The sequence below is a fragment of the Algoriphagus sp. genome (assembly GCF_024642405.1).
In the GTDB taxonomy this organism is placed as follows: domain Bacteria; phylum Bacteroidota; class Bacteroidia; order Cytophagales; family Cyclobacteriaceae; genus Algoriphagus.
This window is the reverse complement of record NZ_JAHEBC010000028.1, coordinates 1-25,625: the sequence shown is the minus strand read 5'-3', so window position 1 is coordinate 25,625 and position 25,625 is coordinate 1. Positions and strand designations below refer to the sequence as shown.

Below are 25,625 nucleotides of genomic sequence, written 5' to 3'. Positions count from 1 at the left end.
ATGTACCTGCGCATCCTTTATGGTAATTTCGGATTGGGTCATAGCTGCCAAACCAATGAAAGAACCAATCTCTATCATATCTGGAAGCATTTTATGTTTGGTGCCTCCCAGTTTTTCCACTCCTTCGATAGTAAGCAAATTGGAACCCACGCCGGAGATTTTTGCTCCCATTCTATTAAGCATATCACAAAGTTGCTGAAGGTAGGGTTCGCAAGCAGCATTGTAAACAGTAGTAGTTCCTTCTGCCATTACGGCTGCCATGACGATATTGGCGGTTCCAGTCACTGATGCTTCATCCAGAAGCATGTAGCATCCTTTTAGATTTTTTCCATCAATATGAAAAATTTCATTTTTGGCGTCGTAACGGAATTTGGCTCCAAGCTTTTGAAAACCGAAGAAGTGGGTGTCCATTCTACGTCTTCCGATTTTGTCTCCTCCTGGCTTTGAGAGCTTACCTGTTCCAAATCTTGCCAATAAAGGTCCCAAAATCATAACTGAACCCCGAAGTGAGGATGCTTTTTTTAAAAAATCCTCTGTTTCCAGATAGTCAAGATTTACTTGATCTGCTTTGAAAGAATAGGTTTCAGGACCAAGTTTGGTCACTTTAACCCCCATGTCTCCTAATAGCTCGATCAGTTTATTGACATCACGAATATTTGGGATTTTTTCAATGGTGACCTCCTCGGAAGTGAGTAGGACAGCGCAAAGGATTTGCAAGGCTTCATTTTTCGCTCCCTGCGGGATGATTTCACCTTTTAAATGATTTCCCCCTTTGACCCGAAATGATGCCATTAATTTCTACGTTTTTTGTTATGGTTATTGTTATTAGGACGACGTTTGTTAGTGTGCGATCTCTTGTTTTTATGGCTGTGCTCAGCCTGTAATGGGGGTTTAAAATCTCTTCGAGTGTTAGATTCAAAAAGCCCGTTTTCTTTTACTTTTTCAAGGTCAATATGAAGTTTCCCTTTGGATAAGGTTTTAATATCATCTAAAATGATTCCATCATCGAAATTTTCTCGATTCCAGGTGGAATGAAAGCTTCTCATCAATTGGCCAATAAAAATAATAGCAGCTTCTTGCTCCTCATCATTTTCAATGTCAATGGCATTTTCAATCAGTTTTTCGATGTTTCTGCCATAGTGTTTGAATTTGATCTCTCCTTTTGGATAGCCAATATGCTCAGGTTTCTTTCCTAGCAGTTCCTTTTCTGGCATTGGATAGGGGCTATCGACATCCAATTTAAAATCAGACATGATAAATAGATCATCCCATAATTTCTGATCATTTTCCTGCTTCAGAGGGGGATTGAGTTGCTTGATAATTTCGATGGCGGTATAGGCACTTGCTGTGCGCTTTTCGCGGTCTTCAATACCTGTGATATGATCAACCAGGCGTTGAACGTTTTTGCCGTATTCTTTCAAAATGAGTTTTTGTTTGTCAGGTTTTATTTGCTCCATGTGACCTCCCATTTTTGCTTACAAAAGATAGCAAAAAAATACCAAAAGGCAGGAAGGTAGGCGATTAGTCTATAATTCTGAGCTTCGCAAAGCTAAGTAATAAAGTTTTCTCTCCAAAATGTTCGAATTGAATCCTTGCTTTTCTATTAAGTCCTTCAGTTTCAATTTTTTGAACCTTCCCAAAACCAAATTTGGGATGTTCCACCAGTTGCTCAGCTCTCAGGTTATTCGTATTTGAGGGTTTAAAGTCAGGGCTTGGGGTATGTACCTTCATTGTACTAGGCCCTCTCGTCTCGGGTTTCTTCTTGATTCCAATGAATCCAGAACTTCCGGGTAGTCCTTCTTTTCGGAAAGCTCCAGGCATGTCCTTACTGGCTAACCTTTTATTTACTTTTATACATGCGGGATCTACTTCTTCTAAAAACCGACTTGGTTCGCAATTTAACAATCTACCAAATCGATAACGAGTTAAAGCATAAGTAAAGTATAATTTATCCATTGCTCTTGTTGTAGCTACGTAGAATAACCTTCTTTCTTCTTCAAGGTCCTCTCTACTTTGCATCATCATTTGAGAAGGAAATAGATCTTCTTCTAATCCCACGACAAAAACCTGCTTGAATTCAAGTCCTTTAGAGGAATGAATTGTCATCAGAGTGATTGCTTCAGTTTGATCTTTATCCTGATCATTGTCTGTAAGTAAAGCAATTTCTTGCAAAAATGCTCCTAAGCTTTTATCCTCATTTTCAGGATTGTCAACATATTCTTTGATAGCGTTGAGAAGTTCCTGAACGTTTTCGTATCGATTGAGGCCCTCGATAGTTTTATCTTCGTAAAGTTCTCTCAGCAAACCACTTTGCTTTGCAATATTATTTGCCGCCTCAAAAGCATCTTTTCTTTCCACATCAATTTGGAATGCTTTGATCAAAGTGGCAAAATTATCCACAGCATTTCCCGCTCTGCCTGGCAAAAAGCTATGAGCATTGGTTACAACTTCCCAAAGGGGAATATCGTGTTCATATGCAGCCACAAGCATTTTTTCGACAGAAGTATCCCCCACACCTCTTTTGGGATAATTAATGACTCTTTTAAAAGCCTCTTCATCTGCAGGATTTACTGTAAACCTCATATAAGCCATTAAGTCTTTGATTTCCTTTCTTTGGTAGAAGGAAAGCCCTCCGACAATCTTGTAGGTAAGATTCATTTTGCGAAGCGCCTCTTCCATTGACCTGGACTGAGAGTTAGTTCGGTAAAGAATCGCAAAATCATTATTGCTGAGCTTCTTGTTATTTTTTTCTTCAAAAATTGTATTAGCTACAATCCTTCCTTCTTCATTATCTGAACTTGCTTTGATCAATTCGATTTGATCTCCGTCAGGATTTGAAGTCCAAACAACTTTTTTAAGCTGTGCTTTATTTTTATCAATGATGGAGTTGGCTGCTTCTACAATAGTTTTGGTTGATCGATAGTTTTGTTCCAGTTTAACTACAAAAAGATCTGGATAATCTTTTTCAAAGTTTAGAATGTTTTGAATATCAGCTCCTCGAAAAGCATAAATACTTTGGGCATCATCACCTACTACACAAATGTTTTGGTTTACGGAGGCTAGCTTTTTGGTAATTAAATACTGAGAAACATTGGTGTCCTGAAACTCATCTACCATGATGTATTTGAATCTCTGTTGGTATTTGTTCAATACATCAAGGTGATCTCTAAAAAGAACATTTGTATTGAAAAGCAAATCATCAAAATCCATAGCACCAGCTTTAAAAAGCCTTTCTTGGTACCTCTGGTAGATTTCACCCATTTTAGGCTTCATGGCAGCCTCATCATCCGCTTTTACAAAGGGATCATTTTGATAAGCTTCCCAGTGAATAAGTCGGTTTTTAGCACCTGAAATCCTCGATAAAACTGTGTTTGCTTTATAGACTTTATCATCCAAATGCATTCCTTTTACGATGGACCGGATCAAGGATTTGGAATCATCTGTATCATAAATTGTAAAATTGGATGGATAGCCAATTTTTTCAGATTCTACACGTAAGATTTTAGCAAATACTGAGTGGAAAGTTCCCATCCAGGTATTTCTTGCCTCTAGTCCAGCCAATGATTCTATTCTATGTTTCATTTCGCTGGCAGCTTTGTTGGTGAAAGTCAGCGAAAGAATATTAAATGGATCTACTCCTTTGGCATAGATCAAATGTGCAATTCTATAAGTAAGTACCCGGGTTTTTCCGGAACCCGCACCAGCAATGATCATTAATGGCCCGTCCGTATGTTCTACAGCTTCTCGCTGAGGTGGGTTTAAACTTTCTAGGTAATCCATTCTAGCTTCTAATCTTTTTTCTATTTACCCAATTTATGAGATTTTCCATCTCTTGTGGCTCCAGAGATACATGTCTGGCTGCTCCCGTATATTTTGTTCCAGCATTTTACAAAAGGTATCAGTGATACTATGTGGCCCATGAGAATCGTAAGGTGGCTTTGCCAAAGGCACAAATTCATAATGATAATAGCCCCTTTTTACTTTTTTCAGTTTTCCATAATGCACGAATAGGTTCATTTTTTTTGAAAGAAACTCAGCTCCTTCAAAAAAGACAGCAGGCCTATTCAAAAACTCTCTTTGATACCTATTCTCGGAAGCAGGAGGACGCTGGTCTGATCCTAAAAGTACGATTCTGGGATTTTTACCCAAGGTAAGCATGGCTCTTCGAAATTCTCTTTTTTCAGTTACATATCCGCCAAATCGTGTCCGAATTTTTTTGATCAACTCATTGAAGAAAGGATTATTTACTTTGAGATAAACTGTTTCGATCGGAACTTCAGAATATAAATTAGTACCTACAACTCCCATTTCCCAATTGAAAATATGCCCTGTGACCATCAAAGAACTTATTCCTTTTTTTACTGGTGCATCTAAGCCTTCCTGATTGACAATAACGAATCTACGCCTAAATTCTTCCTCCGATATTGTCAGTATTTTGATGGTTTCGGCAAATGTGTCAGTAAAATTTCGATAAAAACGATTTCGGATCTTTTTTCGCTCTACTTCAGATAGCTCTGGAAATGCATAATAAAGGTTTTCATCAATGACTTTCTTTCTATATCTAATGACAAATCGTGCAATAAGGTATAGCACATCTGTAAATAAATAGAGAACGGAAAGTGGAAGTTGTGAAAACAGCTTAATGAAAAACATATAATTAAGTGCAGGGGATTTGGCTACTTAGTGCCTATTCATCAGACAAAATAAAGGAAAAGCAGGGAAAAGTTCCCGATTCCTAGTTATAATTTGACTCAATTATTACTTTTGAAACATATGTCGGAAGTACAGCGAAGGAAATATTCTCAGGAAGAGAAAAACACCATCTTCGATGGAGAGTTTATGCCACACATTGACTCTATGTACAATTTTGCTTACAGACTCACCTTTGATGAGGATGATGCAAAAGATCTTGTGCAGGACACCTATCTAAAAGCCTATCGTTTTATCAATTCTTTTGAACAGGGAACAAACGCCAAAGCTTGGTTGTTTCGGATCTTGAAAAATAGTTTTATCAACGAATACCGTAAGAAAAGTAAACAACCTGCCAAAGTAGATTATCAGGAAGTTGAAACTTATTACAACTCAGATGATGTTGACTATCAAAGCACAACTGATTTAAGAGCGGAATCAGTGAAGGGTATGATAGGTGATGAGATATCCAACGCTTTGAATAGTCTTGCAATTGATTTTAGGACGGTAATAATTCTTTGTGATTTGGAAGGATTTACCTATGAGGAAATGGCAAAAATATTAGATATCCCAATCGGAACCGTCCGTTCTAGGCTTCATAGGGCTAGAAACTTATTAAAAGAAAAGTTGAAAGGATATGCCCAACATATGGGCTACAATACAGAGGAAGAGGAGGAAATTTAAAGTAGAATTACGCATGGAAATGAATGAAGAAACATCCGGTGAACGAAAGTTAAAGTGTGGCGATACAAGCAAATGCTTTGAACTTTTGGAAAGTATTCTAGATGGAGAAATAGATAATTCCAAAGAAGTTTTAAAAGAAAAGTTGGCTAAATGTCAACCATGCTTTGAGCATTATCATTTAGAACAAGCGATCCGGGATGTGTTAAAAACAAAATGCACCAAACATAAGGTACCAAATGAATTGGCTGACGGAATTCGGCAGAAAATTCAGGAGATCAAATAATCTATGACCCAAGGAAAGGCCATAATTTTTTCTGCTCCCTCTGGATCAGGTAAAACCTCATTAGTCAGACATCTGATTAAAAAAATCCCAAATTTGGGATTTTCTATTTCTGCATGCACCCGGGATAAAAGAGGGCGTCATGAAGTTCACGGCAAAGATTATTACTTTCTTTCACAGGAAGAATTTAAAAGAAAAATTGATGAAGACGCCTTTATCGAGTGGGAGGAAGTCTACGCAGGGAATTTCTACGGAACACTAAAAGAAGAAATTCAAAGAATATGGGATTCCGGAAAGTCAGTAATTTTTGATGTAGATGTAAAAGGTGGTTTAGCTTTGAAAAAGTATTTCGGAGACCAAGCTTTGGCGATTTTTGTAAAAGTGCCCTCCCTTGAGGTATTGAAAATGAGATTGAATGATCGGGGGACAGAATCTGAGGAATCATTGTCTCGACGTATTTTCAAGGCAGAATTTGAAATGAAATTTGAACCTCAGTTTGATGTGACTATTGTTAATGATGACTTTGATGTGTCATCCGCCGAAGCAGAGAGATTGGTCAGTGAATTCATAGCCAAATAAACTTGTGAAAATAGGACTTTACTTCGGTTCCTTTAATCCTATTCATATTGGTCATTTGATCATTGCTGATACACTTCATGACAGGACTGATCTAGATCAGGTTTGGTTTATCGTGAGTCCGCAAAATCCACTCAAGAAACGTCAATCGCTGATTCATGAATTTGACAGGTTGAGGATGGTAGAACTCGCCATCGAGGATAATTTCCATTTCCGAGCTTCTGATGTAGAGTTTGCCATGCCGAAACCAAGTTATACCATCGATACGCTGGCATACTTGACAGATCAATATCCACAGCATCAGTTTTGTTTATTTTTAGGTTCGGATAATCTAAGCCAACTCAAGCGTTGGAAAAACTATGAAATGATCTTGGACAACTATGATATTTTTGTTTATCCTAGGCCTGGAGAAACTACCACTTTTGAGCATCAAAATATTAAACTGATCGATGCACCTCTATTAGATATTTCAGCAACTTTTATCAGAAAATCCATCTTGTCTGGAAAATCTGTTAAATACCTACTTCCCGAAGGAGTGGCTGATTATATCAGGGATAAGAAGCTGTATTTGTAAAAAGAAGTCCTTAATACAATAAAACCTTGGAATAGGGCTTTCTTTTTATTTTCTTGAACTCAAACCCGGTAGCCAAATACTTTTTTACTCATCAAAAAAGACATTAATGAAAAAACATACCTATGGAAGTGGGTTGATAGGCAATTGCGCCTACATTGCTCATGTGGAAAAGGATACCAATATCAGTTGGTTGTGCCTACCAAGATTTGACTCTGATTTTATTTTTGGAGGAATGCTAGACCGGAAAAGGGGAGGGCAGTTTACTATCTTGCCAGAATCGGAGGATTTTGAAACTACGCAAACCTACCGGGAGAATACCAATATTTTGGAGACTGTGGTTTCTTACGGTGAAAATAGTTACAAAGTAACTGACTTTGCCCCTCGGTTTAAAAATTATGACAGATACTATAAGCCTTTAATGCTCATTCGGAAAGTTGAATGTCTAGGTGGTTCTCCAAGAATTAAAATAAAATGTGAACCTGTAACTGGATATGGTAAAGTTAAGTTAAATGCCAGCTTAGGAAGTAACCATATAAGATATATGGGGATTGATCAAGAGCTCAGACTGACTACCAATGCTCCTATGAGTTACATTATTGACGATAAAGCTTTTGCTTTTCATCGGCCTGTTTATTTGGTTTTAACTTATGGGAGACCTCTGGAAGCACCAATTGAGACGACCTCTGAGAAATTTTTGCATGCCACCACCTCTTATTGGCAGGAATGGGCGAAATCTACCAGTATTCCAAATTTTCATCAGAAATATGTATTACGATCTGCTTTAATTCTTAAAATTCACCAATATGAAGACACCGGAGCCATTATAGCTGCATCGACAACCAGTCTGCCAGAATCACCCGACTCCACTAGAAATTGGGATTATCGTTATTGTTGGATTCGTGATACCTATTATACCTTGACATGCTTTAATAGCCTTGGGCACTTTGAGGAATTGGAAAAATACTTTGAGTTTATTCATAATCTTAATACTGGAGAAAATGGTCGGTATCAGCCTTTATATTCCATTACTGGCGATTCATTATTGACTGAAGAGATTTCAGATCTTGATGGTTATTTGGGGAATAAACCTGTACGTTTTGGAAATCAAGCTTATACTCATATCCAGAATGACCTATATGGTCAAGTTCTAGTATCTCTTTTACCCTTGTATTCTGATCAGCGATTTACTGAAGAAGAGCGGAGTAGTTCAAAACCAATGATTATGAACTTGCTCGATAAAATCGAAGCGACAATGAACGAAAAAGATGCTGGGTTATGGGAGTTTAGAAATTTGGCTCAAGAGCACTGCTATACGTTTTTATTTCACTGGGCAGGTGCTAGCGCGGCTGCAAAAATAGGGATTCGATTGAAAAGTGACGATATGTACCAAAAGGCAATTCACCTAAGAGATGAAGCAATAAAGAAGATTGAGTCCTGCTATTTACCCGATAAGAAAGCCTATGGTCAGGCTGTGGGTTCTTCTTACATGGATGCCTCGACGCTCCAACTCATAACAATGGGATATTTTGGCGATAATTTGGAGCGGGCTAATGAACATTTAAAAGCGTTGGAACAAGAGTTATTGGCAAAGGATTTTCTATTCTATCGATACAAGCATATGGATGATTTTGGAGTCCCAGAAACCACTTTCTTGATTTGTGCTTTTTGGTATATCGAGGCTTTGGCCTGTGTAGGAAGAATTGATGAAGCAGTCGAAGGATTTGAAACCTTGATCAAATACTGCAACCATTTGAATCTCTTTTCGGAAGATGTGGATCAAAAAACAGGAAGTCAATGGGGTAATTTTCCCCAAGCTTACTCCCATGTTGGTTTGATGAATGCCGCCTTTAGAATCGGGAAGAAATTAGATAAACCCAACTTCCTTTAAAAAGTAATCCCGCAGAAATTAATTCTTCTGCGGGTTTTTTATTATTTGAATTCAATAACATGAGCCTAAGTGGTAATCTGCTTTTTCCAAATTATTAAGAAAAAGGAAGTTTTCGTTTCAAAAGTCTCGTTGATTAGTTCTCTTGATTTTCCAATTAAATCAGCATTCAGATACATGCTTTGGCGAGCTGCATTATAAAGGGATTTTTTTCCTGTCCCTCCAATTCCTAAAAAATAGGTTGCCTCGGCTTTTCTAGAAATCCTTTTTTAATACATTGTTGTTTTTGATTGTCCTAAAGTAGTTTGTTTACAAAAATAATTTTAAAAGGATATTTAAATTTTTGAGCAAAGTTGTAAGGGGATCTTGCTGGTACTTTTTCTATTAACTTTGGATATTAGCCAGATGAACACAAATTAAAAGTGTGGCTATTAAAAATTAAAGAATATGAAATTTCCGAAAATACTACTAATCAATTTCTGCATTGGATTAATTTTTTTGGGTTCTTCCTGCTCTCAAAATAACTATAGAAAAATAAACAGGGAGTATAAGAAAAATGTAAAAGAAGTTGCTAAATCATATAGAGAAATTCCAGAAACTAAAAAGGAGCTAAATTATGATACCCTAAGTATTACTGATGAATGGATCGGTACTACGAACTTTAGCATCCGTAGACCCAACTTTGTGATAATACATCATACTGCCCAAGACTCATTAGGACAAACAATCAAAACATTTACAAAAACTAGTACTCAAGTAAGTTCTCATTATGTTATTGGAAAAGATGGTACAATAGTCCAAATGCTGAATGATTACCTTCGTTCTTGGCATGCCGGTAGGGGGAAGTGGGGTCATGTGACAGATTTAAATTCAGTTTCTATAGGGATAGAATTGGATAATAATGGTTTCGAGCCTTTCCCTGAAGAGCAAATTGAAAGCCTGTTGGTTCTTTGTAAACGCTTGAAGTGGAAATATGGAATACCTACCTCAAATTTCATTGGCCATTCGGATATTGCACCCTCTAGAAAAGTTGATCCAAATAAGTTTTTCCCTTGGAAGAAACTAGCAGGAGAGGGCTATGGGTTTTGGTACGATGAAGAGGTTGTTTACCCTGAATTGGATGGAGTTAATTCTATTCCTTTGGATAATACTGATTCTTTACCTCAAAATTCTTTTGACCCAATCATTGCACTGAGGGTTATAGGATATGATGTCAGTAATCCTGCCTTAGCCATACAATCTTTCAAGCTTCATTTTGTTCAAAATGAAATTTCCAGTGAGTTAACAGATTTCGATATTAGAATTTTAAAAAATTTATACAAAAAATACCTGTAAATCTTTTACAGGTATTTTTTGAAGGATTTAAGCATCTGCCAGTTTATGCAGAAGTTGTCTTACTTGTTTTACTGATTTAATATTATAATTCGCTTGTGTATAAGCATATCCTACCCGAATAGAATAAGCGTTTTTTGGCATTGCTTTAAATGTATCTTCATCAGTCCAATCATCACCAATCGCCAAAATAAAATCGAATTCATGACCTTTCATTAGTGAATTGGCAGCTCGGCCTTTATTAATATCCGGACGCTTGATTTCCAAAACCATATTTCCTTCCAATACCTGTAAGTTATGTCCTCTCGCCATATACTTTAAATGGCTGAAAAGCTCGCGCATTCTAAGGTCTCCTAAACCACTTTCCACTTTTCTATAGTGCCATACCAGAGAGTGGTGTTTTTCTTCGATAAATGCGCCTGGAGTCCTTAAGACATAATATTCCATGATGGAACGTATGTCGTCTTTCCAACTATCATCCACTTCAGCATAGAGTTCCCAGTCTTCTGTTTGATCTTTTCGATGAACCCAAACACCATGCTCTGCAATCATATCGATTTTCTGACCTTTAAACCACTTACCAAGCGTGTCTTTGTCTCTCCCTGAAATGATCACAACTTGTGCTTTTCCACTCAAGTCTTTGACCAAGCCTTTTAGCTCAGCATCAGGTATTGCATCTTGGGGATTGGATTTGAAACCTGTGAGAGTGCCATCATAATCAAGGAAGAAAATAGGGGTTTTGGCGTTTTTGAAACTAGTCTGAATTTCATTCATAACCTTGGCATCGACATCTTTTGAGGTAAGTTCTGCTTGTTTAGCTTTCACGTGATCAATTCGATCCATAAAAACTTTTACCCACTGAAAAACATCATATTTTTTCAAGCTTTCCTGCATCGCATTGATCCGCTCTATTTGCTCTTTTTCATTCATAGAAAGAGCTTCATAGATAGCATCTACGACACCTTGCCTGTCATTTGGATTCACCAAAATTGCGTCTTGAAGCTCTTTTGATGCACCGGCCATCTCGGATAAAATTAAAACTCCAGTCTGGTTAGTTTTGCTCGCTACAAATTCTTTGCAAACTAGGTTCATTCCGTCTCTAAGAGGAGTAACGAGTGCAATATCTGACATACTATAAAAAGCACTGAGCTCTTCAAATGGGAAACTCCTATAAAAATAATGAACAGGAACCCAATCTAAAGTAGAGTATTCACTGTTAATCCTACCTACCAAAAGATCAATCTCTTCTTTGAGCTCTTTATAAGATTTTACTTTGTCCCTTGATGGAACAACGACCATGATCATCGATACCTTGCCTCGAAGCTCTTTATGTTGTTTTAATAACTGATCAAAAACTTGGATTCGTTGAGGAATACCTTTGGAATAATCTAGTCTATCGATTGTCAGTAGTAATTTTTGATCTCCAACTTTCGCTCTAAAATCCTTAACAATATTTTGTGTTTTTCTACTTTTTGCTTGTTTCGCAAATTTATTGTAGTCAATTCCCATCGGGAAAGAATCAACATTTATGATTCGGTTTTCAGCTTGAATATATCCACTTTCACCGGACATTCCTGTGATTCGACCAACGGCACTTAAGAAGTGGCGCATATCATCATAGGTGTGAAAACCAATTAGATCAGCACCACATACCCCTTCAAGAATTTGTTTTCTCCAAGGTATCATTCTTATAATCTCGTAAGAGGGAAAAGGGATATGTTGAAAAAATGCGATGGTGGCATCCGGTAATATCTCTCGCAGCATTTGAGGCAGAAGCATCAACTGGTAATCATGAACCCAAATCGTATCATCTGGATCTGCTTTTTTGATGATCGCTTCGCAAAATTTTTGATTCACTCTCACATAGGCCTCCCAATGTTCAGGATTGTACACCATATATTGAGTGAAATAATGGAATGCAGGCCATAAAGTTTCATTACTGAACCCTTCATAAAATTGTTCAACATCGTTCTTGGTAAGAAAAACCGGTGCCATTTTGAGGTCATGAAGTTCTAATATAATCTCAGCTCTTTGTTCAGCATCATCGACGGTATTTCCAGGCCAGCCTATCCAGATATTTTCTCCCGATTTGTAGATAGAGTCAAGACCTGTTGCAAGTCCTCCGGCGCTAGGTTTAAATTCGAATTTGCCGTTGCGATGACGCAAACTAATTGGCAATCTGTTAGATACTATAATGGTTTTAGCCATGGGTGGTATTAAGTTGAAAAACGAGAATGAAAATTATTTTTCATTCAAAAAGGCATATCCGAGAAGATAGGGATAATCCCTGTGATTTAAAACAAAAACAGGGCTAAAAGCCCTATTCTTAACGATTTCTTAGAATTTTATTAACTCTTTCTGATATATGGGATACAAAAAAAGCAGTCCTTTTTGGACCGCTTTCTTTAATTTGATTTTGCTAATCTTTCAGGTTTAGTGCTAATGTTTTCCCAAATATATTCCCCCACAGAAAGGCCTTGAGTAACACCATAATCAATAGCTGGCATGTAATGAATTCCACCATAAAATCTGCTTATGGCAGCCTCTTTATAGGCCTGGCTAAAAGAATCATATTCTCTGATAGGTAAACCATAGGCTACTTCAGAACTGTCCACCAAATGAAATTCATCTCCAAACAATTGTCCTAAAGTATACCCTGCTGCGGATGAGGCTACACTATGACCGCTGGTATGTTCTGGAAATGGGGGAGTTTGTAATATCGGAACCCATTCTTCATCGATATACTGATTAATATAAGTTTCTGGACGGATTAGGTTACTGCGATATTTTTCATCCCAACAAGAAATAAATGCCTCATTTAGGGCAATTCCTGTCAACACAAAAGTTTCTGCAGATGCTTTCCAATCTCTTTCGGCAGCTTTGTTGGCAATAGCGGCGATACTCATCCAGTGACCTCCAGGAGTGATTTTTTTCTCCGCAAACATCACATGACCCTTCACATTCATTTTGTAAGGGTTACAGTCCCAAAACAAAGCAATATCTTGTTGTTCAGGATCAGCTTTTACGGCTGCATCATAAACTTCTTTGGCTACTTTATAAAATTCTGAACCGGGTTCCGCCGAAAATGGAGGTGGCGCCAAAGGCTTAAATTGAGCCGCTGAGTCTAAGACGAAAGTTCTGATTTTATTCCAGTGCGGTTCGATAGCCTCCATATAGGCAGGTGGTGTTGGTTCCCAAGTCCCAAACTCACCTGTAACTGTGAATTTTGGGAATGATCTACTTTGGTGATAATTATCTTTAGAAGCATACACTTTTATTACATCTCCAACTTCCTTTCCGAAGGCTATGGAAGCTTCAAAAACATCATCAGGAATTCCTTTTTCTTTTAGTTCAGCAAATACTGCATCTCTATGTTCATTCATCATATCTTCAGAAAAAATCAATCCTGTACCTACATAATAGTAAGCGGCTAAAGAAGCAAGTGGTAAATACACATCCTCCGATGGTGAAAAGGTTGTTTTTTCTGAACCATTTAATTGTCCCAAAAGAGAGACGTAATTTGGATCCGTAGCAGCAGCAACTTCATAGGCAGCTAGACTGGAATAAGAATAAATTCTAGCGGCCACAGGAGGAGAAAAGATATCGTGTATGATAACCTCAGTGATTCTATTTTGGGCATTCGCCAAATAAGTACCATCTGAAATAACAATAGAGTAATCTACTTGTTTTTGGCAGGATAGCATGCTAAAAAGCAAGCATAAGCCAATTATGGTTTTAAATAAACGCATTATATAAATTTCTAGATTTGATCAATTAGAATGTAAATTTGAGGTAATCAGGAGCAAAGCTCAATTTTTTTTAATAAATGATAGCCTTTTTTGGGTTGGCAAAACTATCGGAAATTAAGGACTAAGCAAATGATTTTACTCAGGTTTTATCCAATATTAAGCGCCAGAATTCGTTGGTGCCAACAATATTTTCATCATTTACTGTGATAGGAGCTATTCTCCTAACTTCTTTTTGCTCTGGTACTTTCGAGAACGATTTACCTTTAATCCAAGTTCCATTTTCGTATTTCCAGGATGGATAAAAAATGGCATTACTTTTCCCGATGTCGATTCTAAATCCAGAAAAATTTAGAGATTGGAAGAAGTAGTTTTATTTTTTATATGTCGTCAGAATATTTTAGGACAATTGTCCGCGTTTTATGATAAATTATTTGCTTAATTTTTCTAATAAATAGCTCATTCAGGGGTAGGCTACTTTTAATAAAACAGTAGCCATTGATTAAGATTGAAAATTAGATAATTATAAAAGCTAACATGATTATCCGCAATGATGCCAGTTACCTTATTTTCTTTGCTTCTCAGGTTGGAAGACCAATGATGAGTGATCGAAGCAGCTTTAATACTAGTGTTTACCATATATTAAGTCAATTTGTGCCTCTTACTGTTGCAATTAGGGATATACATAAAAACTAATGACGTGATTTAACCTCCAAATGATAATTTGATTTTCTTTAATAAAGAGTGGTTAAGAAATTTTTTTTTTTATAAAACTTTAACAAAAATCAAAAACATTCTTTAATTTCCTGATTTATAACTAAAACCTAAAATCAATTTCCGCTAGATTGTGAAATCTTAGGCAATCAACAATTAACCCAATAACCAAATGAAAAAACAACTACGAATGATTTTCGTGTTGTTCTCTTTTCTGATCTTTTGCGTAAGCAACTTAGCTTTCGCGCAGCAACAGAGGATTACAGGAAAAATAACAGACGCAGACTTAGGAGACGGAATTCCTGGAGTAAGCATCTTAGTTAAGGGCACCACTAGAGGTGCTATCACTGATTTAGAGGGAAACTACTCTATTGATAATGTGAGTCCAACTGATGTTTTGGTAGTGACTTTTATCGGTTACCAAACAGCCGAAGAATTGGTTGGTAATCGGACAGAGATCAACATCGAGCTTTCTGAATCTATACAAGCGCTGGATGAAGTTGTAGTAGTAGGATATGGTACGCAAGAAAAAAAGGAAATCACAAGTGCTGTAACAAGTGTCAAATCAGAGGATTTCAATCAAGGAACTGTCAATGATCCAACGCAATTACTTCAAGGAAAAGTTGCAGGTCTAAATATCGCTAGGCCAGGAGGAAATCCAAACTCTGGATTTAATGTGCGTTTGAGAGGAATATCCTCTATTGGAGAAAATGCCTCGCCCCTAGTTGTTATTGATGGTGTTATTGGTGCCTCATTGAGTACAGTAGACCCCAATGATATCGAGTCCATGGATGTATTAAAAGATGGATCTGCAGCAGCGATTTATGGTACTAGAGGATCAGCGGGTGTGATCTTGGTTACCACAAAAAAAGGTAGAAAGGGAAGAACTGTAGTTGATTTTAACAGTAGCTTTGCTATCGAAAACGTAGCTAGGACGATCAGTATCATGGATGCTGAAGAATACAAGGCAGTACCTAATTCCAGAGATCTTGGTGGAAGTACCGACTGGTTTGATGAGGTTACAAATACAGGACTTAGTTTCATCAACAATCTCTCGCTTGGAGGTGGTAATGAAAGCACCAGTTATAGAGTTTCGATCAATTCCCGTAATGTAGACGGTGTGGGGATTAATTCCGGATTTGACCAATTAAATGCAAGATTAAGTCTGACTCAAAGAGCTTTAAACGACAAAGCAACATTTACAGTAAATATTTCCAATACATCAGCCAAGAGAGAATTTGGAAACGAAAACTCTTTTAGATACGCAATTATAAGCAATCCAACGCTCCCAGTTTTTGATCCAAACCCTCAAAGACCTGATTTTGGAGGCTATTCTGAGCGAGATATTTTTGACTGGTTCAATCCTGTATCTATTGCTGAACAAAACATTGCAGACGGTCGAGATAACAGTCTTTTAGCCAGTATTCGTGGAGAATACAATTTCACTAGCAAGTTTAGCGGTGCATTATTTTATTCCACCCAGAGAGAAACTGAGTGGAGGGGATCTTATTCTCCCAAGACAGCTAAATTTGGAGGTGGGTTTGGTAGAAATGGTCTCGCCACTATTGCAAATAATGAAAGGCTAAATGATCTATTCGAGGCTACGCTGAATTATTACGAAACTTTAGGTAATCTTGGAGTCGCTTTATTGGGAGGTTATTCTTACCAAGAATTTTTAAATCAAGGGGATTTTACCCAAGCTGGGAATTTTCTAACTGATGCATTTACTTATAATAACATCGGTGCCGCATTGGATTTCGCTAATGGTTTAGCTAATGTTTCTAGTTATGCCAACTCAAACAAATTGGTTGCCTTCTTTGGACGGGCTAACTTTAATTTGGACGATACGTACTTTTTATCTTTGAGTGCTCGATATGAAGGCTCAACTAGATTTGGAGCCAATAACAAATGGGGATTATTCCCAGCTGTTAGTGCAGGTGTGAATATCGCCAACTTAGTAGACATGCCAAGCGTAAGTGCGATGAAATTCAGAGCAAGTTATGGTAGAACTGGAACACAGCCAGGAGAATCTTATCTTTCTTTATTGAGATTTGGACGTCAAGGAAACTTCTTCTATAACGGGCAATTTATTCCTTCTTACGGACCAACTTCAAACGCAAATCCAGATTTATCTTGGGAAACCAAAGATGAGTTCAATATTGGACTTGACTTTGTGATTTTAAATAACAAGCTAGACGGTTCAATAGACTATTACACAAGGGTGACTACAGGTATGATTTTACCAATAAACGTACCTGTACCACCAAATCTTTTTCCTACTACCCAATTGAACATCGGTGAAATGTCCAATTCAGGTTTGGAGGTTATGTTAAATTATAAAGCCATTCAAAACGCTGATTTTAGATGGACAACAGGAGTCAATTTCTCTACATTAAAGACAAATTTAAGAAGCTTGTCTGCAGGAGATTTGAGTTTCGGAGAAGTTAATTACCGTTCTAATTTTGGATCACCAGGTCAAAACCTAACACAATTAATCCGGATCCAGGAAAATGGACCACTAGGGCAAATTTGGGGACCTGTTCAAGTAGGTGTCAGAGATGATGGAAGTCCGATAATGCAAGTAATCAATGGTACAGCTGAAGATGAAGACGGAAACCCTATTTATTGTAACTGTAATGATGACAGAACTCAATTAGGTACTGCTTATCCTACTTTGAATTTTGGTATCAATAACTCTTTAAGTTACAAGAATTGGGATTTGAATTTCTTCTTTAGAGGAGCTTTCGGTCATTACCTAATCAATAGCTACAGAGGTTTTTATGAGAATACAGAAAGTACAACTGTCCAAAACTGGAATATTGTAAATACAAAATATTTTGATCCGAATATCACCAAAGCAGAGTACAATAGTACGCATGTTGAAAAAGCTGATTTTGTGGTTTTGGATAATGCTACTCTTGGTTATAACTTTAATATTCAGCCAGGCAAAGCAATCGGAAGATTTAGGGCTTATGTTTCAGTGCAGAATCCCTTCATGTTTACCGGATATACGGGTGTAGATCCTGAGGTAAGATATGGAGATTCAGAGTCAAATAATGATCCACTTGCTCCGGGAATCGAGCGAAGAGCAACTTATTTCACTACTACAATTACTACTTTAGGCCTTAATCTAAGTTTCTAAGCTAAAACATAAGATATCATGAAAAAAATAATAAACATACGATACTTCTTGATTTGCCTGGGAATGAGTTACTTCGCTTCATCATGTGTCGATTTAGAAGAAGAAGTTTTTAGTGCTGTTACAGCTGATAACTTTTTCCAAACAGATGAAGAATTTATTTCTGCACTTGGAGCAGCATACACATCCTTAGGTGGACTTGGGAACCACTCCGGACTTTGGTCTATCAATGAAATCGCCTCTGACGAAATTGTTGTATCACATAAAGGGGGAGACTGGTTTGATGGAGGAGTTCTTTTGCAATTGCACCAACATGAATTCAAAAGCGATAATCCATTCTTCCAAAATTCATGGAATTTCCTATTTGGAGGAATCAATACCTGTAATAGATTGATCTTTTCTTTTGAAGCACTGGATAATCCTAACTCTGCGGCGTTTATCGCTGAACTCAGAGCATTACGGGCACTTTATTATTACTGGGCTATGGATGCTTTTGGAAATATTCCAATCGTAACAGATTTCAGTGATTTGGAGGCTCCTGATACCAAATCTAGACAAGAAGTTTATGATTTTGTTTTGAGTGAACTCAATGAAATCATTCCACTGCTACCAGTAGCAAAAGACGGTACAACATATGGAAGAATGACCAAATGGAGTGCATTAATGGTGAGAATGAAGCTCTACCTCAATGCAGAGGTATATACCGGTTCTCCTCAATGGGCCCTAGCCGCAGCAGATGCCACAGAAATTATCAATAGCGGTCCTTATAGCTTGATGCCATCTTACCGAAATAATTTTGCAATCAGCAACAGTCAATCAACTGAAAATATCTTTGTATATCCTTATGATAAAGTGTTTGCTGGTGGGTTTAACTGGGTAATGATGACATTGCATATTGTAAGTCAGTCAACTTTCAACCTTACCCAACAGCCATGGAATGGTTATCAGACTGTAGAAGAGTTTTATAACTCTTATGTAGATCCGGATATAAATCCAGGAGTTCAAGGTCCTGTATGGAAGGGATTGGCCTTAGAACAATCTACCGGAACGATAGATGGAAGATTAAGCAATTTCTTGGTAGGGCCTCAATTTAGATCTGATGGAACTATATTGGAAGACCCTGGAGTTGAACCTACAGATCCAACCGGAAGAAACGGTGATCCGAATGGCCCACCACTTACATTCATGCCTTACCTTAACGAAATTTCTCCTGGTGGCTTGCGTCAAGCAGGTGCCCGAATTGCGAAATACGAATTTGAAATGGGTGGAACTAATAACATGAGCAATGACTTTGTTATATTCCGGCTATCTGATGCCATTCTTTCACTTGCTGAGGCCAAGTTCAGAATGGGAGAGACCACAGAAGCATTGGACTTGGTTAATCAAATTCGAGACAGAGCAGGTAATCTTGATCCATTTACTACCTTAACCGAAGAAAATCTATTTGAGGAAAGAGGTAGAGAAATGTATGTGGAAATGACTAGAAGACAGGATTTAATCCGTTTCAAAAAATATGGAGAAGCTTGGTGGCCTTTTGAGGGCATGAACAGACCTAAGCAAGTACACTCTCCAGGAAGTTATTTGGAATTATTCCCTATTCCTCAGCCACAATTACTTGCGAATCCAAAATTACAACAAAATCCAGGATACAATTAATCAGTATACAATACTTACTAAAAAGCAGGCTGAGTTTTCAGCTTGCTTTTTTTTTAAGAGTATTTTATATCAAGTTTGCATAAAAAAAGATTGAATTATAGATTCAAATTCGTTTAATTTCTTCCTTTCACAAATCAGATGTTTGGAGAAAGTATCCTTAGTTGCTTATTACCTATCGATCAATGCGCAGATATTCTACTATATTATACACATTACTAATTCTCAGTATCGTCATTCAGAGTTGTGATTCTTCAATCTTTAACTCTTCAGAGGATTATTTATCGGAATCCGATAGTTTGTTTTTAGGCTTTTATTTGGGGATGCCCCAAAAAGACTTTTTTGATCTTTGTACTGAGTTGAACAAACAGGAAAAAATCACCCAGGGTCCCGGGGGATCCACCAATGTAGAGTATAGAATTGTAGATGAATATGACAGTGAAATCAGCATGCGGTTTTTCCCGACATTCATTGACGAAAAAATATATGAAATGCCTGTCATCTATTCTTATGTAGCCTGGGCACCTTGGAACAGACAATATTGGGCTGAAAACCTCCTTCCTAAAGTCTTGGAAAAATACAAATTAACATACGGTGATGATTTTGAATTACTTAACCATCCTACCCAAGGAAAAGTATATTATAAAATTGATGGTAAAAGGAGGATCAACTTGTTTGTTAAAGATGAACAGTTTGTTCAAGCCGTTTTCACTGATTTAAAGGTAGAGAAGAGACTTCAGGAAGAATTTGAACAAAGCCAGTCCCAAGAACAAAGTCCATCGAATTGAGCCAAAATGGCTTAAGTTGTGCAATATCAATCTGTAGAAATGTCCTATGCAAGGGAAGTTTAGTGAGGGCATTCCAAGTGGTTGTTGAAACAAATTATAACCCATGAAAAATGCACGTTTTCATTTTTTCATTTTTTTGCTGTTCATTCTGACTTCTTGTTTACAAAAACCTGATTTGCGGAAACAGGAATCACTTTTTGAATCTCTTCCTACTCAAAAAACAGGTGTTGATTTTATCAATACCCTTATCGAAACAGAGGAGTTTAATATTATAGAATACCTATATTTTTATAATGGAGGAGGCATCGCTGTAGGTGATGTGAATAATGATGGACTAATTGATATTTATTTTTCTGCCAATCAAGGACCCAATAAACTCTTTTTGAATAAAGGAGATATGGTTTTTGAAGATATTACTTTGAGTGCCGGATTAGCCTCAGAAAAGCCTTGGAAGACAGGTGTCAGCATGGCTGATATCAATGGAGACGGACTGCTTGATATTTATGTTTGTAGACTGGGTGATTGGAAGGGAATTGTGGGGGAAAATGAGTTGTATATCAATAATGGGAACTTGACTTTTACAGAAAGCGCAGCCGAATATGGGTTGGATTTTCAGGGATTTAGTACACAAGCCGCATTTTTTGATTATGATAGGGATGGGGACCTAGATATGTATTTACTGAATCATGCCGTTCATACTGCAAAAAGCTTTGGCAGATCTTATTTACGAAATTTTGACGATGGCTTGGCAGGGGACAGGCTTTACAGAAACAACCTAGACAAAGGAGAAAAAAAATTTACTGGAGTTACTAATGAAGCGAATATTTTTTCCAGTCAAATAGGGTATGGCTTAGGTATTGGAATTACTGATATTAATAATGATGGTTGGCCTGATATTTATGTTTCCAATGATTTTAATGAAAATGATTACCTCTATATCAATCAAGCTGACGGGACTTTTAATGAACAGATTTCATCAAGAGTAAATTATTCTAGCAGGTTTTCGATGGGCAGTGACTTTGCCGATTTCAACAATGATGGATGGATTGATTTCATCACGCTAGACATGTTGCCTAGGGACGAAGTTATACAGAAAAGATCGGCAGGTGAAGACAGTGAGGAAATTTACAAGCTCAAACTCAGCTTTGGTTTTGAAAGGCAAGTTTCTAGAAACAGTTTACAATTAAATAATGCAAATGGTACTTTTTCGGAGCTAGGTCAGCTTTCTGGGATTTATGCGACTGATTGGAGTTGGGCGGCCTTGATGGCAGATTTTGACAACGATGGATGGAAAGATGTTTTTGTTTCTAATGGGATAGTACGAAGACCCAATGATTTGGATTATATCAACTTTATCACCAATCCTGATTTGGAAGAGGGATTACAAAACAAGCCTGATATCAGTGATTTGGATCTATCTAAAGAAATGCCCCCTGGCGATGTGACCAATTTCTTTTTCAAAAACAATGGAGATTTTACTTTCCAGGATGTAAGCTACGAATGGGGTATTGTTGAAAAAAGTATTTCGAATGGAGCAGTTTATGCTGACCTGGATAATGATGGTGATCTGGATTTATTGGTGAACAATATCAATAAACCGGCCGGCATCTTTGAAAATAAGTTAGAGCAATTTCCCAAAAGTGAAAGAAGTAATTATTTGAAAGTAAGGCTTAAAGGCCTGATGAAAAATAAATTTGGAATTGGCGCCAGAGTAGAAATTTATAGCAACTCTCAGATCCTGGTTCAGGAAAACTACACAAGTCGAGGATTTCAATCCTCCACTGCACCGGAAATCCATTTTGGACTAGGAGAAATATCGTTGTTAGATTCTTTGAAAATAATCTGGCCAGCCGGGAAAAGTGAGACTTTAAGAAATCTACAAGTCAACAAAACGCTTACACTTGAGGAATCTAATGCCACGATTATTCATAGCTATATCTCTCCTGCAAAAACCTCATTACTAAAAACAATAGACAATGAAATTACTGGATTAGATTTTCAACATCTTGAAAACGATTACAACGATTTTAATTTGGAACCTTTGCTTCCTCATAAATTGTCTCGGGAAGGGCCTTCAATAGCTACAGGAGATTTTAATGGAGATGGGAGACAGGATATCTATGTAGGTGGTGCTACAGGTCAGGCAGGTGCACTGTTTATTCAGAGTAAGGAAGGTAAATTTCATATTCAGAGTCAGCCTCTTATAGAAGCAGATTCAGCATTGGAAGATGTAAGCGCCATTTTTTTTGATAGCAACCAAGATGGATTTATAGACTTATTGGTGGGTAGAGGAGGGAATAACCCTGAAAATGAAAACCCTGAAGGACAAACTAAAATTTACTTAAGCAATGGGAAAGGTGAATTTTTTAAAAGCATAAACCTTCCTTTGGAAAAAAATACCCAAGTGTCCGTAGTTAGGGCTTTTGATTTTGATGAAGATGGTTTAGAAGATCTAATGATTGGTGGCAGGAATGAGGCTGGGAAATATGGAGAGATTCCAAGGAGTTATTTGTTAAAAAATTTGGGTGAGAATCGATATGAAGATGTTACGAAGGAGATTGCTCCAGATTTGGAGTATGTAGGGATGGTTAAAGATGCAGAATGGAAAGATCTTGATTTAGATGGGAAAACAGATTTGATTGTCGTAGGAGAATGGATGCCTGTCACAATTTTTTTGAATAAAAATGGAAAGCTTAGTAATGAAACTTTGGCTTTTGGCTTAGAAAAATCATCTGGTTGGTGGAATTCTCTTGCATCCGGAGACTTCAATGGAGATGGGTATCCTGATCTGCTACTTGGAAATTTGGGTTTGAATAGTCGATTAAAAGCTTCCAAAGAGTTTCCTGTCAAAATGATGGTTAAAGATTTTGATCAAAACGGCAAAGTAGAACAGATAATTTCTTACCCTTTGGATGGAAAGAATTATACTGTTGCTACAAAAGATGAACTCACAAAACAAATTCCATCTCTAAAGAAAGATTTTGTTTATTACTCTGATTTTTCTGGTAAGACAGTTGAAGAAGTTTTTAGGAGCTTCGATGTTAAAGATGCAAAGGTTTTGGAGGCCTATCAATTCGAATCTTTGATACTTTATAATCAAGCTGGCAAAGGGTTCCTTTCAAAATCGCTTCCTATAGAAGCACAGTTTGCACCAATTGAGGCAATTACAATTGAAGATCTTGACCAAGATGGTTATTTTGATGTGGTATTGGGAGGAAACAATACCTCTTCAGCCCCTTATTTTGGAGCTTATCAAGGAAGTTGGGGACTGATATTAAGAGGAGATTCCAATGGTTTTTTTAAAGTAGATAAAGAACAAAGGCTCAAAATTAAGGGAGATATAAAAGCCATCGAAAAAGTAACAGTGGGGTTTCGAAAATGGTTAGTCTTTGCAAAAAATGATGGGGAGTTGGAAGTGTTGGAAATAATGGATTTACCGCCCTCTAAATAGATTAGGATAGGGTTTTAAGTTTTTATCTGGTTTGCATGGGATTGACTTCAGAGGCGGAATCCTACCTAAAGAATTTGTTTATTGCTTGAAGCCAAGGAATAAAATCTCCTTTTTTTTATAGAGAGGCAACCCCTTATTTTAAAGAGGCTTTAATATTTCCAAAACTCGACTGCGGCATTATTCTTTACGACTTGCAAGAGTTGTTGATTGTTGATTTTCACACTATGCAAGTCCCTGATATCTCCTTCGAGTTTTAATCCATGTTCTCTATTATTCCAGAATTCAAAGGTGCCATCCCCTTTTCCAATCAATACTTCTCCATAAGAAGCATCATATTGACCAACTTCAGGCTTTGCTCCTCTCAAGTTTCCTCCCATTATCAAATCTTCTATACCGTCAGCATTCACATCTGTGATTAAGATTGTATAAATCCAGGACCTTTGTGCCATTCTGGGTAATTGATCAATTTGAAACATACTATTTCCCTGGTTGATCATAACTGCGGAAGAAAGATAGTTTACCTCATGAATTATAGAATTTTCAAGATCCTTTGACTCGAAAATGTCTTCTAAATATTTATCGTTATAGCTAGCGTATTTCAAGAAGCGTTTTTTAATAGAAGGAATCTGTCTTTCAAGTTCATGTTTCAATGTAAAAGGGATGTTCTTCCCTTCATTGTCCTTTTGGGCAAATAAATGCTCAATGGAACCATTTTGATCAAAATCATTGACAAACATTTTAATTGGGTTCTCGATTGAGGCCTTAAACCTTGTATTCAATCCGTGATTTCCCAATACAAAATCAGGTTTACCGTCTTGATTGAAATCACCAACTTCAATCGCTTGATACCATCCTTTGAAAGAGACCATTTCAGGAATTTCAGATTTTTGGAGCTTACTCCCCGTATTTTTAAAAAAAGTGGGAGCCATCCATTCTCCTACTAAAACCAAATCCTGTTTACCGTCCCCATCATAATCTACTACTGCGGCATCGGTTACCATCCCAACCTCTTTCAGTTCTGGGGCAAAATCAGGTGTTCCATCCTTGAAATTACCTGTTCCATCATTAACAAGAATAAAACTGCTTGGTCTTATGCCGTAGGCAAATGGAATTACCCTCGAGCCGACAAATAGGTCTAAATGGCCATCTTCATTGATGTCAATGGTCTGAACTACAGAGGTACTATTTTTATAGAAAGATAAGCCACTTTTTTCAGCTTTATCGAACTTTCCTTTACCGTCGTTTAAATATAACCTGTCAGCTAAATCGGGTGAACCGAAACCTGATTCATTTCCGCCTGAAGAGACAAAAAGATCAAGACTCCCATCTGCATTTGCATCAAAAAACAGGGCATCAGTATCTTCTGAGAACTTATCTTTCTCAAACACATTGGTGTTAATATTTTGGAAAGTCCCATTCTGCAATTGTTTAAATAGTTGTCCCGCAAAACCTTTTGCTCCACCAATGTAGACATCTTCCAATCCGTCTCCGTCGATATCTCCCCAAGCTGCCTTTGGTCCCTCTGTCGAAAGCATATGGTAAGTAAGACGGTCCCGGTCAAAGTCAACCATATTATTTTCCTCATGTTTATAAGTTAATATGGGTTGTGATTCTTTACTAAAGATCTGAGATTCAGGATTCTTAAAGAACTTGAAAGAAGGCGAAGGATCCTTTCCTTCTTCCCATTTTAATATCAGTGTTTGATCAGCTATAATATCTTCAAGTATTGTGACTTTTCCATCTGGCCATCTGACTTGAAGCTCATCGATCTTATCGATTTTGCCTAACCCAAAATTGAGGATTGGGTCTACTGAGGACTGGAATCCTCTATTAGGAATGTTTTCCTGGTAAAAGGTATGATCATCTGAAAGAAGTCTTACCTGTGTACCGATAGCAGAAGTATTTCTGTATTTTCCTACTAGCTGAATTTTTAAAAAATGGTTTTCAGGATTGAATTCCCTGCTTCTATTTTTGAAAAGCAATACTTCATTGTTCACATTATTAATAACAAGGTCCATTGCACCATCATTATCCAAGTCCCCATATGCTGAGCCATTTGAATGTATAGGATTCCCTAAGCCCCATTCGTTAGCGAGGTTTTCAAAAATCAACTC

Annotated in this window: 18 protein-coding genes; 10 read left to right on the top strand and 8 right to left on the bottom strand. The window is 37.3% G+C overall.

Annotated features, from left to right (window positions below):
• The 4 genes from Q0L68_RS04065 to Q0L68_RS04050 all read right to left on the bottom strand — a co-directional run.
• Positions 1–792 (bottom strand): UDP-N-acetylglucosamine 1-carboxyvinyltransferase (locus Q0L68_RS04065; RefSeq protein ID WP_296699699.1); only part of this gene is annotated, 792 nt, incomplete at its 3' end.
• Entirely contained in the window at positions 792–1,457 is a 666-nt protein-coding gene (locus tag Q0L68_RS04060) for a DUF4290 domain-containing protein (protein ID WP_296699696.1), read from the bottom strand. The genes Q0L68_RS04060 and Q0L68_RS04065, both read right to left, overlap by 1 nt.
• A 64-nt stretch (positions 1,458–1,521) precedes the next feature.
• Entirely contained in the window at positions 1,522–3,780 is a 2,259-nt protein-coding gene (locus Q0L68_RS04055) for an ATP-dependent helicase (RefSeq protein ID WP_296699691.1), read from the bottom strand.
• A gap of 33 nt (positions 3,781–3,813) precedes the next feature.
• Entirely contained in the window at positions 3,814–4,653 is an 840-nt protein-coding gene (locus Q0L68_RS04050; protein WP_296699688.1) for a lysophospholipid acyltransferase family protein, read from the bottom strand.
• A gap of 120 nt (positions 4,654–4,773) precedes the next feature.
• On the opposite strand from Q0L68_RS04050, the gene Q0L68_RS04045 reads away from it, so the two are divergent.
• From Q0L68_RS04045 to Q0L68_RS04025, 5 genes are all read left to right on the top strand, one after another.
• Positions 4,774–5,373: a sigma-70 family RNA polymerase sigma factor gene (locus Q0L68_RS04045; RefSeq protein ID WP_296699685.1), complete on the top strand. Its 600-nt coding sequence runs from the start codon at positions 4,774–4,776 to the stop codon at positions 5,371–5,373.
• Positions 5,374–5,386: 13 nt separating this feature from the next.
• The gene (locus Q0L68_RS04040) at positions 5,387–5,656 is read left to right on the top strand and encodes an anti-sigma factor (protein WP_296699682.1); all 270 of its coding nucleotides are present in this window, start codon (positions 5,387–5,389) and stop codon (positions 5,654–5,656) included.
• A 3-nt stretch (positions 5,657–5,659) separates the two neighbouring features.
• Positions 5,660–6,232: a guanylate kinase gene (gene gmk, locus Q0L68_RS04035; protein ID WP_296699679.1), complete on the top strand. Its 573-nt coding sequence runs from the start codon at positions 5,660–5,662 to the stop codon at positions 6,230–6,232.
• Between the two features lie 4 nt (positions 6,233–6,236).
• Complete coding sequence (gene nadD, locus Q0L68_RS04030) at positions 6,237–6,803, top strand: nicotinate (nicotinamide) nucleotide adenylyltransferase (RefSeq protein ID WP_296699676.1); 567 nt, start codon at positions 6,237–6,239, stop codon at positions 6,801–6,803.
• A gap of 106 nt (positions 6,804–6,909) precedes the next feature.
• Positions 6,910–8,691, top strand: coding sequence for a glycoside hydrolase family 15 protein (locus tag Q0L68_RS04025; protein ID WP_296699673.1), 1,782 nt, complete (start codon positions 6,910–6,912; stop codon positions 8,689–8,691).
• Between the two features lie 65 nt (positions 8,692–8,756).
• Here the strand turns inward: Q0L68_RS04025 and Q0L68_RS19995 are convergent, their stop codons facing one another.
• Positions 8,757–8,951, bottom strand: a complete 195-nt coding sequence (locus Q0L68_RS19995) for a DUF6567 family protein (protein ID WP_366938347.1) — start codon at positions 8,949–8,951, stop codon at positions 8,757–8,759.
• Positions 8,952–9,135: 184 nt separating this feature from the next.
• Here Q0L68_RS19995 and Q0L68_RS04020 point away from each other — a divergent pair, with 184 nt between their 5' ends.
• Positions 9,136–10,023 carry an N-acetylmuramoyl-L-alanine amidase gene (locus tag Q0L68_RS04020; RefSeq protein ID WP_296699670.1) on the top strand — a complete coding sequence of 296 codons (888 nt, stop codon included), beginning with the start codon at positions 9,136–9,138 and terminating at the stop codon, positions 10,021–10,023.
• 27 nt (positions 10,024–10,050) lie between these two features.
• Here Q0L68_RS04020 and Q0L68_RS04015 read toward each other — a convergent pair whose 3' ends face one another.
• The gene (locus tag Q0L68_RS04015) at positions 10,051–12,228 is read right to left on the bottom strand and encodes a bifunctional alpha,alpha-trehalose-phosphate synthase (UDP-forming)/trehalose-phosphatase (protein WP_296699667.1); all 2,178 of its coding nucleotides are present in this window, start codon (positions 12,226–12,228) and stop codon (positions 10,051–10,053) included.
• A gap of 197 nt (positions 12,229–12,425) precedes the next feature.
• A complete protein-coding gene (locus Q0L68_RS04010; RefSeq protein ID WP_296699664.1) occupies positions 12,426–13,769 on the bottom strand; it encodes a vanadium-dependent haloperoxidase in 1,344 nt (447 codons plus the stop codon).
• Positions 13,770–14,652: 883 nt separating this feature from the next.
• On the opposite strand from Q0L68_RS04010, the gene Q0L68_RS04005 reads away from it, so the two are divergent.
• The 4 genes from Q0L68_RS04005 to Q0L68_RS03990 all read left to right on the top strand — a co-directional run bounded on the left by Q0L68_RS04005 (position 14,653) and on the right by Q0L68_RS03990 (position 23,511).
• On the top strand, positions 14,653–17,622 hold the full coding sequence (locus Q0L68_RS04005) for a SusC/RagA family TonB-linked outer membrane protein (RefSeq protein ID WP_296699662.1): 2,970 nt from the start codon (positions 14,653–14,655) through the stop codon (positions 17,620–17,622).
• A gap of 18 nt (positions 17,623–17,640) precedes the next feature.
• Positions 17,641–19,275, top strand: a complete 1,635-nt coding sequence (locus Q0L68_RS04000; RefSeq protein ID WP_296699660.1) for a RagB/SusD family nutrient uptake outer membrane protein — start codon at positions 17,641–17,643, stop codon at positions 19,273–19,275.
• Positions 19,276–19,457: 182 nt separating this feature from the next.
• Positions 19,458–20,060 carry a hypothetical protein gene (locus Q0L68_RS03995; RefSeq protein WP_296699657.1) on the top strand — a complete coding sequence of 201 codons (603 nt, stop codon included), beginning with the start codon at positions 19,458–19,460 and terminating at the stop codon, positions 20,058–20,060.
• A 175-nt stretch (positions 20,061–20,235) separates the two neighbouring features.
• Entirely contained in the window at positions 20,236–23,511 is a 3,276-nt protein-coding gene (locus Q0L68_RS03990; protein WP_296699654.1) for a VCBS repeat-containing protein, read from the top strand.
• A gap of 149 nt (positions 23,512–23,660) precedes the next feature.
• Here Q0L68_RS03990 and Q0L68_RS03985 read toward each other — a convergent pair.
• Positions 23,661–25,625, bottom strand: a 1,965-nt coding sequence (locus tag Q0L68_RS03985; RefSeq protein WP_296699652.1) for an FG-GAP-like repeat-containing protein, incomplete at its 5' end; no start/stop codon positions are given.